The organism is Achromobacter sp. GQ309 (assembly GCF_059759315.1).
Genome location: NZ_JCAXDP010000003.1, coordinates 425,497 through 441,175 on the forward strand (window position 1 = coordinate 425,497; position 15,679 = coordinate 441,175).

A 15,679-nucleotide genomic window follows, 5' to 3' on the forward strand; every position below is an offset into this window, starting at 1 on the left:
GAATTTTTTGACGTGCGGCAAGTCTCGTGCAAGGTTTGCCTACCAGAATGACCGAAATGATTAGACAAAAAATCAATCAGCCTTAAGGCCTATGAACAATACCAGGAGACAGACATGCAAAGAACCCGGGATTTCCACTATCGCTCGGTGAATGACCGCGACGCCTTCTGGCGTGAAGAGGCCACGCGCATCCACTGGGAAACGCCTTTTGACAATGTGCTGGACTTCTCGCGTCCGCCTTTCGCCAGGTGGTTCGTGGGCGGGCGCACCAATCTTTGCTACAACGCCGTGGACCGCTGGCTGCCGACACAGGCGGACATGCCGGCGCTGATCTGGGTGTCCACCGAGGTGGACCGTGAGCAGGTGTACACGCGGCAGGACGTCTTCGAGGAAGTGAACGCGGCAGCCGCCATGCTGCGCGAGTTGGGCGTGGCGCGCGGCGACCGCGTGCTGCTTTACATGCCGATGGTGCCGGAAGCCGTGTTCACCATGCTCGCCTGCGCGCGCATCGGGGCAGTGCATTCGGTGGTGTTCGGCGGGTTTGCATCGGTGAACCTGGCGCAGCGCATCGACGATGCGTCGCCCAAGGTCGTAGTGTGCACGGACGGCGGCTCGCGGGCCGGCAAGGTCGTGCCGTACAAGCCGCTCCTGGATCGCGCCTTGAGCCTGGCCAAGTCGCCACCGGCCTCGGTGGTGGTGTTCGACCGCGGCCTGGCCCCGTTCGAACCGGTGGCGGGTCGCGATCTGGATTACGCGACGCTGCGCGAACGCCACCGCGGCGCGCGGGTGCCCGTCGAGTGGCTGGAATCGTCCGAGCCCAGCTACATCCTCTACACCTCCGGCACCACCGGCCGCCCCAAGGGCGTGCAGCGCGACACGGGCGGATACGCCGTGGCGCTGGCGTCGTCCATGGAATACCTGTTCGATGGCAAGCCCGGCGACACCTATTTCTGCACCAGCGACATCGGCTGGGTGGTCGGGCATTCCTACATCGTCTACGGACCGCTCATCGGCGGGCAATCGACCATCCTGTACGAGGGAACACCCGTGCGCCCGGACGGCGCGATTCTCTGGAAGCTGGTCGAGCAATTCGGCGTGAACACGCTGTTTTCGGCGCCGACCGCAGTGCGCGTGCTCAAGCGCCAGGATCCCGATCTCTTGCGGCGGCACGATCTGTCCACGCTGCGCGCCGTCTATCTGGCCGGCGAACCGCTTGACGAGCCGACGGCGCAATGGATCTCGGAAGGCCTGGGCAAACCCATCATCGACAACTACTGGCAGACGGAATCCGGCTGGCCGATCCTGTCGGCGCAGCCGGGCGTGGAAAAGGTCGCCACCCGGTTTGGCAGCCCGTCGTTCCCGGTCTACGGCTTTGACGCGCGCATCGTCAGCGAATCCACCGGCGAAGACCTGGGTCCGGACGAGAAGGGCGTGGTCGCCATCGTGCCGCCGCTGCCGCCCGGCGCCATGTCCACCATCTGGGGCGACGACGCGCGCTTCGTCGAAACCTACTTCACGTCGATTCCGGGCCGGCAGGTGTATTCGACCTTCGACTGGGGGCGGGTGGACGCCGATGGCTACTGGTTCATCCTGGGCCGCACGGACGACGTGATCAACGTGGCGGGCCACCGGTTGGGCACGCGCGAGATCGAGGAGTCGGTCAACAGCCACAACGGCATCGCGGAATGCGCGGTGGTGGGTGTGTCCGACCCCCTCAAGGGGCAGGTCGCCATGGCGTTCGCCGTGCTGAAGAATCCGGCCGGCGCCGACACGCCGGAAGCGGCAAAGGCGCTGGAAGCGGATATCATGCGGCTGGTGGAAGAACAGCTTGGGGCGGTGGCAAGGCCGGCCAGGATCCGGTTCGTGGGCGCCCTGCCCAAGACCCGTTCCGGCAAGGTGCTGCGCCGCGCGATCGTCGCGGTATGCGAGTCGCGCGATCCCGGCGACCTGACCACCATGGAAGACCCTAACGCCCTCGAACAGATCAAGGAGTCACTGCAATGAAAACCAAACCCGTGCTGAGCGCCGACGACGTCAAAAAGATCCTGGCCGCGGCCGAAGCACACGCCTTGCAGAACAAGTGGGCCGTCACCATCGCCGTGACCGACGATGGCGGCCATCTGCTGGGCATGCTGCGCCTGGACAATGCGGCGCCGATCTCGTCGCACATCGCGCCCGCCAAGGCCAAGACGGCCGCGCTGGGCCGCCGCGAATCGCGCATCTACGAAGAACTGATCAACAATGGCCGCTACTCGTTCCTGTCGGCGCCGCTGATCGAAGGCATGCTCGAGGGTGGCGTGCCGGTCGTCGTTGACGGCCAGGTCGTCGGCGCGGTGGGCGTTTCGGGCGTCAAGTCGACCGAAGACGTGCAGATCGCGCAAGCAGGCATCGCCGCGCTGGGCCTATGAGCCAGGCGCTGCCGCCGGAAACGCCGGCTGGCGTTTCCGCGCAGGACACCCGGGGGGCGGACAGCGGTCCGCTGAACCCCGGCGTGAAACGGCGCGAAGTCTGGGCCTGGGCCATGTACGACTTCGCGAACTCCGGATACACCACCGTGATCCTCACGGCGGTTTTCAGCACCTATTTCGTCGGCGTCGTCGCCGGGCGCGCCACATGGGCCACGCTCGCGTGGACGTCCGCGCTATCGCTGTCGTACCTCGTCATCATGCTGACCATGCCTACGCTGGGCGCTCGCGCCGATGCCCGGGCCAGCAAGCGGCGGCTGCTCTACACCAGCACGGCCGGCTGCGTGGCGGGCACGCTGGTCCTGACGCAAGCGGGGCCGGGCGACGTCTGGCTGGCGCTTGCCGCCATCGTCGTGTCCAACTACTGCTATTGCGTTGGCGAATCCGTGGTCGCGGCGTTCCTGCCTGAACTGGCCAAGCCGCAGGCGTTGGGCCGCGTCTCGGGTTGGGGATGGAGCTTTGGCTATTTCGGCGGCATGCTGACGCTGGGGTTGTCGCTTGTCGTGGTGACGCTGGCCGAAGGGCGAGGCGAGACCGCCGAGCAGTTCGTGCCCTGGGTCATCGTGGTGACGGCCTCGGTATTCGCGCTGGCCGCGCTGCCGTCGTTCTTCATGCTGCGCGAGCGCGCCAAGCCGCAGCAGGGCAATCCGCCCGCACTGCACATGCTCAAGCGCCTGGCCTATGCCTGGCGCGAAACGGGCCTGCACTTCCCGGAATTTCGCCGCCTGTTGATGTGCATTGCCTGCTACCAGGCCGGCATCTCGGTCGTGATCACGCTGGCCGCGGTGTATGCGTCGGAAGTCATGGGTTTCACTACGCCGCAGATCATGCTGCTGGTGTTCACCGTGAACATCGGCGCGGCGGCGGGGGCGTTTTCGTTCGGCTACGTGCAGGACCGCATCGGCCACAAGCCGGCGCTGGCCATCACGCTGGTGGGATGGATCGTGATGGTGCTGACGGCTTACGCGGCCGTGACCGCGCCTGTGTTCTGGTTGGCGGCGGTGCTGGCCGGCCTGTGCATGGGCACGACGCAGAGCGCGGGCCGCGCCATGACCGGCGCGCTGGCGCCGGCGGGCCGGCTGGCCGAGTTCTATTCGCTGTGGACCTTTTCCGTGCAGCTTGCCGCCGTGATCGGCCCATTGACGTACGGGCTGGTGACGTGGGCCACGGAAGGCAATCATCGGCTGGCCATCCTCGTCACGGGGCTGTTCTTCGTCGGCGGACTGATCCTGTTGTCGCGGGTGGACATGAAGCGCGGCCTCGCCCGGCAGGCCGCCTGAATGCGGTATACGCCAAGCGGGAAGCGGCTGCTATCCTTATGGACTGCCTTGTGCCGCCGCGTCCCGATGCGGCGGCACATGCTGATTGCTTGGCATTGTTGGCGCGCCGCAGTGCGGCGCGTCGTTGGCTTGTGCATGCTGCCCGGATGGCGCCTTGCGGCGTCTTCCTGCCCAGATCCGGCGCAGACGCATCGCCTTGGGCCTCGTCAATCTGCGGGCTCCGGCCCGCATTTTGCGTAAGGTGCCCGTAAGAGCGCGGCGATACGGTTGCAGGTGGGTAATAAAAAAGCAGCATAAACAACAGAATCACCGATTGGAGACAAGATCATGTCGAACGCTATTGAGTCCGTACTGGTGGAAAACCGCGTGTTTCCGCCGCCCGAGCGCGCCGCGCAGGGCGCCGCGATTTCCAGCATGGACGCCTACAACGCGCTGTGCGCGCAGGTCGAGAACGACTTCGACGGATTCTGGGCCGGACAGGCCCGCGACAATCTGCAGTGGACCAAGCCCTTCACGCAGGTGCTGGACGAGTCCGATGCCCCGTTCTACCGCTGGTTCGGCGACGGCGAACTGAACGTCTCGGCCAATTGCCTGGACGTACACCTGACCAACGGCAACGCCGACAAGACCGCCATCATCTTTGAATCCGACGATGGCAAGGTCGACAAGGTCACCTATCGCGAATTGCTGGCGCGCGTGTGCCGCTTCGCCAATGGGCTGGCGGCGCTGGGCTACAAGAAGGGCGATCGCGCCATCATCTACATGCCCATGTCCATCGAAGCCGTGGTCGCCATGCAGGCCTGCGCGCGCCTGGGCGTGACGCACTCGGTGGTGTTCGGCGGTTTCTCGGCCAAGAGCCTGCAGGAACGCATCGTCGACGTGGGCGCATCGCTCATCATCACGGCCGACGAACAGGTGCGCGGCGGCAAGACCATTCCGCTCAAGCCCGCCGTGGAAGAAGCCATCGCGATGGGCGGTTGCGAAGCCGTCACCAAGGTCGTCGTGTACCGCCGCACGGGCGGCAAGGTGCAGTGGAACGAAGGCCGCGATCTCTGGATGCAGGACGTCGAGGCCGGCCAGCCGGACACCTGCGAACCGGTGCCGGTCAACGCCGAACACCCGCTCTTCATCCTGTACACCTCAGGTTCCACGGGCAAGCCCAAGGGCGTGCAGCATTCGTCCGCCGGCTACCTGTTGTGGGCGCTCCTGACCGTCAAGTGGACCTTCGACGCGCGCAAGGACGACGTCTACTGGTGCACCGCCGACGTGGGCTGGGTTACCGGTCACACGTACATCACCTACGGCCCGCTTGCTGCTGGCCTGACGCAGATCGTCTTCGAAGGCGTGCCCACGTTCCCCAACGCCGGCCGCTTCTGGGACATGATCGCGCGCCACAAGGTCACCACGTTCTATACGGCGCCGACCGCGATCCGCTCGCTGATCAAGGCGTCTGAAGCCACGCCCGACGCGCATCCCAAGAACTACGATCTGGACTCGCTGCGCATCATCGGCACGGTGGGCGAGCCCATCAACCCCGAAGCCTGGATGTGGTATCACAAGAACGTCGGCCGCGAGCGCTGCCCCATTGTGGATACCTGGTGGCAGACCGAAACCGGCGGGCACATGATCACGCCGCTGCCGGGCGCCACGCCCACCAAGCCGGGTTCGTGCACGCTGCCCCTGCCGGGCATTGCCGCTGCCATCGTCGACGAGACCGGCGGCGACGTGGACAAGGGCAATGGCGGCTTCCTGGTCATCAAGCGTCCGTGGCCCGCCATGATCCGCAACATCTGGGGCGATCCGGAACGCTTCAAGAAGAGCTACTTCCCGTCTGAACTGCGTGGTTATTACCTTGCGGGCGACGGCGCGCAGCGCGACGCCGACGGCTACTTCTGGATCATGGGCCGTATCGACGACGTGCTGAACGTCTCGGGTCACCGCCTGGGCACGATGGAAGTCGAGTCGGCGCTGGTGGCGCACGAAATGGTGGCCGAGGCCGCCGTCGTGGGCCGTCCCGACGACACGACCGGCGAGGCCGTCGTGGCCTTCGTCGTGCTCAAGCGCTCTCGTCCGGAAGGCGAAGAGGCCCAGGCCATCGCCAAGCAGTTGCGCGACTGGGTGGCCCGCGAGATCGGTCCCATCGCCAAGCCCAAGGACATCCGTTTCGGCGACAACCTGCCCAAGACCCGTTCGGGCAAGATCATGCGCCGCCTGCTGCGCGTGGTCGCCAAGGGCGAGGAGGTGACGCAGGACGTGTCCACGCTGGAAAATCCCGCCATCCTGGAGCAGCTCGCCAAGCCGCTGTAAATGCAACCGGCCGGATTTCACCGGCCGTTTGCAGCGCGACAGGCGCATAATGACGACGCCCGTGCCGGCATGTAGCGGCACGGGCGTCGTCATTCCTGGATTGCCAAATTTCTTCGCATGGAGCCGCACCCGTGAGCAGCAGTTTCGATCGCGCAGGGCTTGCCCTGATGTTCAGCACCATCCTGGTCTGGGCGGGAAGCTGGATCGCGATGAAGCTGATCGTGCCCTACATCGGACCGTTCGACTTCGTGGCCCTGCGCTACGTGACGGGCAGCCTGGTGCTTTTCGCGCTCGCGTTCGCCACGCGCCGGCCGCTGGCGATGCCGCCCTGGAAACTGACCCTCTTGATCGGCCTGACCCAGACGGCGGGCTTTCAGGGCTTCGTCCAGACCGCGCTGGTGGACGGGGGCGTGGGCAAGGTGTCCCTCATGGCCTACACCATGCCGTTCTGGGTCGTGCTGTTTGCGTGGTGGTTGCTGGGCGAGCGGCCCACGGCCCGGCACGCGGCCGGCATCGCGCTGGCCGCCGTCGGCCTGATCTGTTTCGTCGAACCCTGGAACGGGCTGGGCGACATCCGCCCCGTGTTGCTGGGCCTTGGAAGCGGCCTGTGCTGGGGCGTGGGCACGGTGCTGTCCAAGCGCATGTTCGACCGCCATGCGCCGGACGTGATGACGTTCACCGCGTGGCAGATGCTGTTCGGCGGCCTGGTCATGGTGCCCATCGCCTATCTGGTGCCGCAGATGACCGCCCAATGGGGCTGGCCGCTCTGGACCGGCATGACCTACATTGTGCTGATCGCCACCGCGGCGGGCTGGCTGCTGTGGCTGCAGGTCGTGCGCCGCGTGCCCGCGTCGATCGCGGGACTGTCGAGCCTGGGCGTGCCCGTGGTGGCCATGCTGCTGGCATGGGCCATCCTGTCCGAGCGTCCCACGCCCGTCGAGGTAGGCGGGATGGTGCTGATCCTGGCTGGCATCTTTGTGGTGAGCCGTGCCGCGCCGGCCGCGCGCGCCGAATGACCTTTCCGAATTCCTGTCCTCTCCAATCCCCTGGAAACTTTCATGATTGATCTGCGTAGCGATACCGTCACCCGTCCCGATGCGGCCATGCTGCAGGCGATGGCCAATGCCCCGCTGGGCGATGACGTGATGGGCGACGATCCCACCGTGATCCGCCTGCAAAAGACGTTGGCCGAGCGCACCGGCAAGGCTGCCGGCCTGTTCTTCCCGTCGGGCACGCAAAGCAACCTGGCCGCGCTCATGGCGCATTGCGATCGCGGCGACGAGTACCTTGTCGGCCAGCTTGCGCATACCTACAAATACGAGGGCGGCGGCGCAGCGGTGCTGGGCAGCATCCAGCCCCAGCCCATCGAACACGCGCCGGATGGATCGTTGCCGCTGGAAAAACTTGCCGCGGCGCTCAAGCCCAAGGGCGACCCGCACTTCGCGCGCACGCGCCTGCTGGCGCTGGAAAACACCTTCCACGGCAAGCTGATTCCGGCCGCGTACATCCGGGCCGCGACGTCCTGGGCGCGCGAGCAGGGCCTTGCCACGCACCTGGACGGGGCGCGCGTGTTCAACGCGGCCGTCGCCAGCGGCAAACCCGTGGCCGACCTTTGCCAGCCCTTCGACTCGGTGTCCATCTGCTTTTCAAAGGGTTTGGGCGCGCCGGTCGGGTCGGTGCTGGTCGGCAGCGAGGAATTGATCGGCCGCGCGCATCGCTGGCGCAAGATGCTGGGCGGCGGCCTGCGCCAGTCTGGCGTGCTGGCGGCCGCGTGCCTGTACGCGCTGGAGCACAACGTGGAACGGCTGGCGCTGGACCACGAGAATGCGCGCCTGTTGGCCGAAGGCCTGCGGGGCATTGCCGGCGTCAAGGTGCTGAGCCAGGACACCAACATGGTGTTCGTGGAATTCGAGCCGTCACGCTGCGATGCGCTGACGGCGGCGCTGGGCAAGGAAGACATCCTGATGCGCGCCGTCTATGGCGGTCCGACGCGCCTGGTCACGCATCTGAACGTGTCGGCCGACGACGTGCGGCGCGTGGTCGAGGCCGTGGGGCGGTTGTTGCGTTAAGCCGCCTCGGCGATCGCAATCGCGCCGTCGCCGCCGGTTCAGCCGTGGCGCGCGCGGCTGTCGGAGGGCGCCTCGTCGCGCTCCTGCATGCCGTAGTCGCGCAGCACCTGGGCCACGCGCAGACGGTAGTTCTGGAACACGCCGCCGCGCCCGGCCTCTTGCGCGCGGCGGTGCGATTCCAGGGAACGCCAGCGCAGCACCGCGGCCTCGTCGCGCCAGAATGACAGCGACAGCAGCTTGCCGGGCGTGGACAGGCTTTGAAAGCGTTCGACGGAGATGAAGCCGTCGATGGTGCGCAGCTCGTCGATCAGGCCGGCGGCAATCTCCAGATACGGGGCGGGGTCGCCGTGGGCGGGCTCGACTTCGAATATCACGGCAATCATGGGCTGCTGTCCTTTTGAAAATCAAACTGGGCATGCGCGCGTTGGAGAGCGCGCGATAGCGCAATCGCGTGGGTCTGGATGCGTGACGGCGTCCAGGGGATGGGGGGCGGCATGGCGGGTGGGCGGTGACCGATGGGGGATTCGGCCGCCAGTATCCGCCAGCCCCGCAGGCAACGATTCGGTGTGAGCCGAACTATGCCTGCGCCGCGTCGCCGTCGGCCAGTAACGCCGAGTAGCCCTGCCGTGAATCGGGCCATTGCAGCGACAGGCCGCTGGCGCGCAGGCGCGCATTGCTGAGCTTCTTGCTGCCCACGTTGGCGGGCGCAGGCGCCTCGCGCGGGGCCGGGGCGCCGATCATCCGGGCCAGTTCGGCATACAGGACGTGCAAAGGCAGAGGCGTGTCGTCGCAGCCGATGTACACCGGCGCAACCTCTGGCAGCAGCGCCAGGTGCACCACCGCGGCGGCCGCGTCGTCGATGTGGATGCGGTTGGCCCAATGCTCGGGCTGCACAGGCGCCCCTGCCGCGCCGCTGCGCAGGCGCTCGATGAGCTGCATTCGACCCGGCCCGTACAGGCCCGCGAGCCGCAGCGCCGCCGAGGAAACCGGCTGTGCGGCGAGCGCGGCCTCGGCTTCGAGCAGCACTTTCCCGTTGAAGCCTTGCGGCGCGGGCGGCGTGTCTTCGTCCACCCAGCCGCCATGATGTTCGCCGTACACGGCGCTGGAAGATACGAACACGATGCGCTTCAGGCTGGACGTGTCCAGCGCCTTCAATACGTTGGCCAGGCCATCCACAAACACGCCGCGGTACGCCTGCGGATCGCGCGCGCCGGGCGAGGGCAGGTGAATGAGCCGCGTGACGCCTCGCGGTAGCGAGGCAAGCGTGTCCGGGCGCGTGATGTCGCCTTGCAGCCATTGAACGCCGCTGGCATCGCCGGCGGGCGGGTGGCGGCGCAGCGCATGGACCTCGTCGCCGCGCGCCAGAAAGCGCTGCGCCGCGCGCAGGCCCAGGTCACCGCAGCCGATCAGAAGTACGCGTTCGCTCATGTTGTCGCTCCAGGCAGTCGGAAAAAAAAGGCGCCCCGCAGGGCGCCTTCCGGGCGGGCGCGGTGCGCCCTTAGTGTCACATGCCGCTGTAGACCGGTCCTTCGCCGCCTTGCGGCGCCACCCAGACGATATTCTGCGTGGGGTCCTTGATGTCGCAGGTCTTGCAGTGCACACAGTTCTGCGCGTTGATCTGCAAGCGGTCCTCGCCGTGGTCGTCCTTGACGAACTCGTACACGCCGGCCGGGCAGTAGCGCGACTCGGGGCCGCCGTACTTGGCCAGGTTCACCTTCACCGGCACGGACGGATCCTTGAGGGTCAGGTGGACGGGCTCGTTCTCGTCGTGGTTGGTGTTGGAAATGAACACCGAGCTCAACTTGTCGAACGTGAGCTTGCCGTCAGGCTTGGGGTAGTCGATGCGCGCGCATTGCGACGCCGGTTGCAGACAGGTGTGGTCGGGCTTGTTGTGACGCAGTGTCCAGGGCATCTTGCCCTTGAGCAGCAGCTGTTCGATGCCGGTCATCAGCGTGGCGACCGTGCGGCCCTTCTTGAACCACTGCTTGAAGTTGCGCGCCTTGTTCAGTTCTTCGTGCAGCCAGGAGGCTTCGAAGGCCTTGGGGTAGGCGGTCAGTTCGTCCTGGCGGCGGTCGACAACGAGGGCGTCGAAGGCGGCTTCGGCGGCCAGCTTGCCCGACTTGATGGCGGCGTGGCTACCCTTGATGCGCGAGGCGTTCAGGAAACCGGCTTCGCAGCCGACCAGCACGCCGCCCGGGAACGTGAGCTTGGGCAGCGCCAGCAGGCCGCCGGCGGTGATCGCGCGCGCGCCGTAGGCGATGCGCTTGCCGCCTTCGAACGTGCCGCGGATGGCCGGGTGGGTCTTGTAGCGCTGGAATTCGTCGAAGGGCGACAGCCACGGATTGGCGTAGTCCAGACCGACGATCATGCCAACGGCCACCAGATTGTTGTCCAGGTGATAAAGGAACGAGCCGCCGTAGGTGTCGGCATCCAGCGGCCAGCCGGCGGTGTGGATCACCAGGCCGGGTTTGGATTGGGCCGGATCGACTTCCCACATTTCCTTGATGCCGATGCCGTAGGACTGGGGGTTGCGGCCGTCGTCCAGCTTGAAGCGTTCGATGAGCTGGCGGCCCAATTGGCCGCGCGAGCCTTCGCTGAACACCGTGTAGCGGGCATGCAGTTCCATGCCGGGCTGGTAGTGGTCGGTGTGGCTGCCGTCGCGGGCCACGCCCATGTCGCCGGTGGCCACGCCGCGGACGGCGCCGTTTTCGTCGTACAGCACTTCAACGGCCGCAAAGCCGGGGAAGATGTCCACGCCCAGCGCTTCGGCCTGTTCGCCCATCCACTTGACGACGTCGCCCAGACGGACGATGTAGTTGCCTTCGTTGTGGAAGCACGGGGGCAGCAGCCAGTTCGGCGTGGCGCGCGCGCCGGTCTCGGACAGGAACAGGAACTTGTCCTGCGTGACGGGCACGTTCAGCGGCGCGCCTTTCTCTTTCCAGTCGGGGATGAGTTCAGTCAGCGCCAGCGGGTCCATGACGGCGCCGGACAGGATGTGCGCGCCAAGTTCCGCGCCTTTTTCCAGTACGCAGACGCCGATCTCCTGATTCTTCTCAGCGGCCAGCTGCTTCAGACGGATTGCTGTGGCCAGGCCGGCGGGACCACCGCCAACCACGACCACGTCATATTCCATCGACTCGCGTTCAGACATTGCAAAGCTCCCCGTATGTATTCCATATATGGCTGGAAGTATTATCGGCGATTGTATTGCAGGCGAGGGTCCTGTACCCCTTCGCATTTCTTTTAGCCTTCAGGAGTTATTGGTGAACCCGGACAACCTGTCTGCGCGGCTGCTTTCGGTGGGCGACACCCATCAGCTCGAATTGCCCTTGCGCTGGGGCGATTCAGACGCCTTGAACCATCTGAACAACACGCTGTATTTCCGCCTCATGGAAGAGGCTCGCATGCAGATTCTGTATAACGCGGGCTTCAAGCTGCCGGCCGACGATGGCGCGATCCTGGCGCACGCGTCGTGCGATTTCCTGCGTCCGCTGACGTATCCAGCCACCGTCCGTGTGACGCATAAGGTGACGCGCATCGGCCGCTCCAGCGCCGAGTTCGAGCTGCTGCTCGAGAAGGTCGGTGACGACGCGGGCCCCTATGCGCGCGGTCGGAATGTGCTGGTATGGATGGATTACGTGGCCAATACGTCCGCGCCGTGGCCGCCCGAAGTCCTGGCCCAAATGGCCACGCAGTTCACGCCGGCCCAATGAGCACGCGCGGCCGCGGGCCGCGTACCGGCCAAAATAGCGCGTGCTTTGACCGGTCATGTCGGTAAAATCTAGCGCAAAATCAGAAAATCAATGAGGGCGCGCCACCCTCGGCGCCACCGCTTCACGGAAATCGGGCCTCGCCGCGATGCCCGCGTAGCCTGCGCCAACAGCCGCGCCCCAAGGAACGACTGGGCTTGTCCCGATTCCCCAATTTTTCCGGGACCCGTGCGCGGGTAGCGGCGGGGCGGGCTCACTTTGGTTAGACCTTAACTAGGAGTTGGAGCGATGGACAAGGTTTATGCAAGCGCCCAGGAGGCGCTGGCAGGCATCGTCAAGGACGGTCAGATGATCGCCGTGGGCGGTTTCGGCCTGTGCGGTATTCCCGAGGCGCTGATCGCCGCACTGCGCGATTCGGGCGTCAAGGATCTCACCTGCATCAGCAACAACGCGGGCGTCGACGGCTTTGGCCTGGGCCAGCTGCTCAACACGCGCCAGGTGCGCAAGATGATCGCGTCCTATGTCGGCGAGAACAAGGAATTCGAACGCCAGTATCTGTCGGGCGAACTCGAGCTTGAATTCACGCCGCAGGGCACGCTGGCTGAAAAGCTGCGCGCCGGCGGCGCCGGCATTCCGGCGTTCTTCACCCGCACCGGTGTGGGCACCATCGTCGCCGAGGGCAAGGAAATCCGCGAGTTCGACGGCCATCAGTACGTGATGGAGCGTTCGCTGGTGCCGGACGTGTCGCTGGTCAAGGCGCACATCGCCGACCGCAGCGGCAACCTGGTGTTCCGCAAGACCGCGCGCAACTTCAATCCGAACGTCGCCATGGCGGGCAAGTTCACGGTCGTCGAGGTCGAACAGATCGTCGACACCGGCAGCCTGGACCCGGATCAGATCCATCTGCCCGGCATCTATGTGCAACGGATCGTGGTGAACGCCACGCCTGAAAAGCGCATCGAACAACGCACCACTCGCCCGGCCTAAGGAGAAGACGACATGGCATGGTCCCGCGATGAAATGGCGGCACGCGCCGCGCGCGAGCTGCAAGACGGCTTTTATGTGAACCTGGGCATCGGCCTGCCCACGCTGGTCGCCAACCACGTCCCCGCAGGCGTGGAAGTGTGGCTGCAATCCGAAAACGGCCTGCTGGGCATCGGCCCGTTCCCCACCGACGATCAGGTCGACGCCGACCTCATCAACGCCGGCAAGCAGACGGTCACGACGCTGCCCGGCTCGTCGATCTTCTCGTCGGCCGACTCGTTCGCGATGATCCGGGGCGGCAAGATCAACCTGGCGATCCTGGGCGCGATGCAGGTCTCCGAAAAAGGCGATCTGGCCAACTGGATGATCCCGGGCAAGATGGTCAAGGGCATGGGCGGCGCAATGGACCTGGTGGCCGGTGTTGGCCGCGTGGTCGTGCTGATGGAGCATGTTGCCAAGAAGAAGGACGGCTCCGAAGACATCAAGCTGCTGCCCGAATGCAACCTCCCGCTGACCGGCGTGGGCGTGGTTGACCTCATCATCACCGACCTGGGCGTGATGGAAGTCACCGAAAACGGCCTGAAGCTGCTGGAAACGGCGCCCGGCGTGACGGTGGACGAGATCAAGTCCAAGACGGCGGCGAAGCTGGACGTGTCGGCGGTGCAGTAGGCCGCACCCGCTTCACCTTGCATGAATTGACCCCCGAAGGTTGGACGAGATCCGGCCTTCGGGGGTCTTTTTGCGTGGCGAGGCGACTGTCCGCCAATCTCCCCGCACCGTCAAAGGCTGGGCTATTTAACGACTGTGGTTTCCGACTTTTCTGATTGATTGGTGGTCTGCGATACGTAGACTCAAGCGCACCCGAAAAATGTCAGGAGCCGCAGCATGGCAGGACGCGCCGTTGTTCGAATCGGCGACAAGACATCGCACGGGGGGACCGTGACGCAGGGGTTCCCCCAGTACACGATCGAGGGCAGGGCCGCTGCGGGAATGGGCCACCTGGTGGCCTGTCCGCAGTGCAAGGGCACGTATCCCATCGTCGAAGGTGTTTCCAGCTTCATCGTCGATGATGGTCTTGTGGCAATTGAAGGCATGAAGACAGCCTGCGGTGCCACGCTGATCGCCAGTCAGGACATAGCGGTGCTGGATCCCGGACCGGGTGATGTCGCTCGGACATCGTCCAATACCGGTCTGTTGGCCAATAGCCTGCGCGAGCCCGGCTGCACCCATGCCGACACCGCTGTGCCGCTGGCCGAGTTCATCGTACGGGAGATGAAGACCAACCCCTTCTCCAGGCAGGGACGCGAGATCCATGATGCCAACCACTACGACTTCAAGGCGTACAACGAAGACTGGGAGCGTGCTGCGTGGTACACGAAGCTCTCAGGACGGAATACCTACGCGCAAATGCTGGCCGAGAAGAAGCTGCACGCTTACGCGCTTTTCGCGGATATCATCGGGCCGAACCGCCCCTGGGACCACAAGCCTGTACTGCGGCAAATGCTGGGCGAACACTTCAATATCGGCTGGCAAAAGTACGGCGACTTCGACTACTACTTTGACATCTGGTCCAACATCCACTTCGGATACGTGGGAATTGCACTAGGATTTACGGCTGCCGAGCTGATCAAGGGGGCGGGCTTGGCGCAGGCCGCACTTGATGCCTGGAAGCGGAAACCGCAACAGAATCACCCGCAGAATGGCCCGTGGCCGGCGAGCGCGGACGACGTGACGGATCACATTTCCATCAAGCTGGGAATCGATCTATATGGGGCAGCCAAGCCTCATGAACTGACGGCCAACATGCTTCTCCACCGTGTCAGCGCCGTGCCTCTACCCTGGGGGTATGGAAAGGATGTCGCCAAAGAACCGCACACATGCAGAAGAGAGCCAAAAAATTAACGGCGCCCCGTGGCGTCAAATTGGCTGCAATACTTCTGTGTGCAACGCCGATTTCCTGGGTGCTTTTCCTGTACTTTTGCAGGCCCGTGGTCGCTTTGCACTACGCGGAGGATGCCCAGGCCGACCTTCTTGTCTTTTTCAATGACAATCACGACACGACCCGATTTCTCCTGGCTCCCGGGCAGTCTGTGTCATCACCGACCGCGATGTTCCCGGCATCTGATATGTGGATGCTGATCTCAACCCCACGCGAGAAGGGCGACACCCTGGAGATCACCAAACCGTTTAGCAGAATCGACGTTTACTTCGCCACGGGCGGAAAAATCGATCGTACGGAAATTCGCCATGGCTTCTTTGCGCGGTTTCTTGAGCCCGGCGGCTGATGCGATGACCGCAGAATGTGTTTCGGCGGTTCAGGCCGATTCGCTCAGCAGCATCCCCACATGCGGGATGCCGTCTTCCATGTATTCCTCAGTCACCGGCACAAAGCCGTGGCCGCCGTAATAGCCTTTGAGCCGCGCCTGCGCGCCCAAATAAACCGGCTGACCCGGCCACAACCGCTGCACTTCTTCCTTTGCGCGGCGCATCAGCTCATGCCCCAACCCTGTTCCACGCGCGGCCGGGGCGGTGATCACGCGGCCGATAATGGCGCGCCCGTCGTTCAGGGCCGGCTCCAGCAGGCGGCAATAGGCCACCAGTTCGCCCTCGTGCCACGCCATGAGGTGTTCGGTCTGCCCCTTGAGATCCTTGCCGTCCATGTCCAGAAACACGCAGTTCTGTTCCACCACGAATACCTCGGAACGTAGCCGCAGGATGGCGTAGAGCTCGGCGGGGGTCAGATCGGCGTGGGGCTTGCAGGTCCAGGCGGGCGTCATGCGGGTCATTCCAGATATCGGGACAAGGTGGGCAATTCTGTAAGGGCACCAAGCGTAACGCAACCCGGCCCCGATTTTTAGAGCCGG

General features: G+C 65.0%; 15 protein-coding genes. 11 read left to right on the forward strand and 4 right to left on the reverse strand.

The annotated features are described in order from the left end of the window. Positions 1 to 75 precede the first annotated feature (75 nt). From AC6CIE_RS11365 to ltaE, 6 genes are all read left to right on the forward strand, one after another. Positions 76 to 2,004 (forward strand): propionate--CoA ligase, encoded by a 1,929-nt coding sequence (locus AC6CIE_RS11365; RefSeq protein ID WP_498092401.1) that lies wholly within the window; start codon positions 76 to 78, stop codon positions 2,002 to 2,004. Beyond that, positions 2,001 to 2,408, forward strand: coding sequence for a heme-binding protein (locus AC6CIE_RS11370; protein ID WP_498092241.1), 408 nt, complete (start codon positions 2,001 to 2,003; stop codon positions 2,406 to 2,408). Before AC6CIE_RS11365 ends, AC6CIE_RS11370 begins: the two co-directional genes overlap by 4 nt. Beyond that, complete coding sequence (locus AC6CIE_RS11375; RefSeq protein ID WP_498092242.1) at positions 2,405 to 3,745, forward strand: MFS transporter; 1,341 nt, start codon at positions 2,405 to 2,407, stop codon at positions 3,743 to 3,745. Before AC6CIE_RS11370 ends, AC6CIE_RS11375 begins: the two co-directional genes overlap by 4 nt. Before the next feature lie 327 nt (positions 3,746 to 4,072). Then, the gene (acs, locus tag AC6CIE_RS11380; RefSeq protein ID WP_175122928.1) at positions 4,073 to 6,052 is read left to right on the forward strand and encodes an acetate--CoA ligase; all 1,980 of its coding nucleotides are present in this window, start codon (positions 4,073 to 4,075) and stop codon (positions 6,050 to 6,052) included. A gap of 131 nt (positions 6,053 to 6,183) precedes the next feature. Beyond that, positions 6,184 to 7,068, forward strand: coding sequence for a DMT family transporter (locus AC6CIE_RS11385; RefSeq protein ID WP_446678266.1), 885 nt, complete (start codon positions 6,184 to 6,186; stop codon positions 7,066 to 7,068). Between the two features lie 42 nt (positions 7,069 to 7,110). Next, positions 7,111 to 8,121 (forward strand): low-specificity L-threonine aldolase, encoded by a 1,011-nt coding sequence (ltaE, locus tag AC6CIE_RS11390; protein ID WP_498092243.1) that lies wholly within the window; start codon positions 7,111 to 7,113, stop codon positions 8,119 to 8,121. Between the two features lie 38 nt (positions 8,122 to 8,159). On the opposite strand, the gene AC6CIE_RS11395 is transcribed toward ltaE, so the two are convergent. The 3 genes from AC6CIE_RS11395 to AC6CIE_RS11405 form a co-directional block, all read right to left on the reverse strand. Next, positions 8,160 to 8,504 (reverse strand): antibiotic biosynthesis monooxygenase family protein, encoded by a 345-nt coding sequence (locus AC6CIE_RS11395; RefSeq protein WP_175122926.1) that lies wholly within the window; start codon positions 8,502 to 8,504, stop codon positions 8,160 to 8,162. 193 nt (positions 8,505 to 8,697) lie between these two features. Then, on the reverse strand, positions 8,698 to 9,549 hold the full coding sequence (locus AC6CIE_RS11400; protein WP_367351610.1) for an NAD-dependent epimerase/dehydratase family protein: 852 nt from the start codon (positions 9,547 to 9,549) through the stop codon (positions 8,698 to 8,700). Positions 9,550 to 9,625: 76 nt separating this feature from the next. Then, positions 9,626 to 11,272 (reverse strand): electron transfer flavoprotein-ubiquinone oxidoreductase, encoded by a 1,647-nt coding sequence (locus tag AC6CIE_RS11405; protein ID WP_498092244.1) that lies wholly within the window; start codon positions 11,270 to 11,272, stop codon positions 9,626 to 9,628. 109 nt (positions 11,273 to 11,381) lie between these two features. On the opposite strand from AC6CIE_RS11405, the gene AC6CIE_RS11410 reads away from it, so the two are divergent. The 5 genes from AC6CIE_RS11410 to AC6CIE_RS11430 all read left to right on the forward strand — a co-directional run bounded on the left by AC6CIE_RS11410 (position 11,382) and on the right by AC6CIE_RS11430 (position 15,100). Continuing rightward, positions 11,382 to 11,834, forward strand: a complete 453-nt coding sequence (locus AC6CIE_RS11410) for an acyl-CoA thioesterase (protein WP_255596284.1) — start codon at positions 11,382 to 11,384, stop codon at positions 11,832 to 11,834. A gap of 285 nt (positions 11,835 to 12,119) precedes the next feature. After that, positions 12,120 to 12,818 (forward strand): CoA transferase subunit A, encoded by a 699-nt coding sequence (locus tag AC6CIE_RS11415; RefSeq protein WP_175122922.1) that lies wholly within the window; start codon positions 12,120 to 12,122, stop codon positions 12,816 to 12,818. A gap of 12 nt (positions 12,819 to 12,830) precedes the next feature. Then, on the forward strand, positions 12,831 to 13,484 hold the full coding sequence (locus tag AC6CIE_RS11420; RefSeq protein ID WP_056567942.1) for a CoA transferase subunit B: 654 nt from the start codon (positions 12,831 to 12,833) through the stop codon (positions 13,482 to 13,484). Positions 13,485 to 13,700: 216 nt separating this feature from the next. Beyond that, complete coding sequence (locus tag AC6CIE_RS11425; protein WP_239213023.1) at positions 13,701 to 14,717, forward strand: PAAR domain-containing protein; 1,017 nt, start codon at positions 13,701 to 13,703, stop codon at positions 14,715 to 14,717. Further along, positions 14,693 to 15,100 carry a hypothetical protein gene (locus AC6CIE_RS11430; RefSeq protein ID WP_498092245.1) on the forward strand — a complete coding sequence of 136 codons (408 nt, stop codon included), beginning with the start codon at positions 14,693 to 14,695 and terminating at the stop codon, positions 15,098 to 15,100. Before AC6CIE_RS11425 ends, AC6CIE_RS11430 begins: the two co-directional genes overlap by 25 nt. Positions 15,101 to 15,130: 30 nt before the next feature. Here AC6CIE_RS11430 and AC6CIE_RS11435 read toward each other — a convergent pair whose 3' ends face one another. Further along, on the reverse strand, positions 15,131 to 15,592 hold the full coding sequence (locus AC6CIE_RS11435; protein ID WP_175122919.1) for a GNAT family N-acetyltransferase: 462 nt from the start codon (positions 15,590 to 15,592) through the stop codon (positions 15,131 to 15,133). Positions 15,593 to 15,679 lie beyond the last annotated feature (87 nt).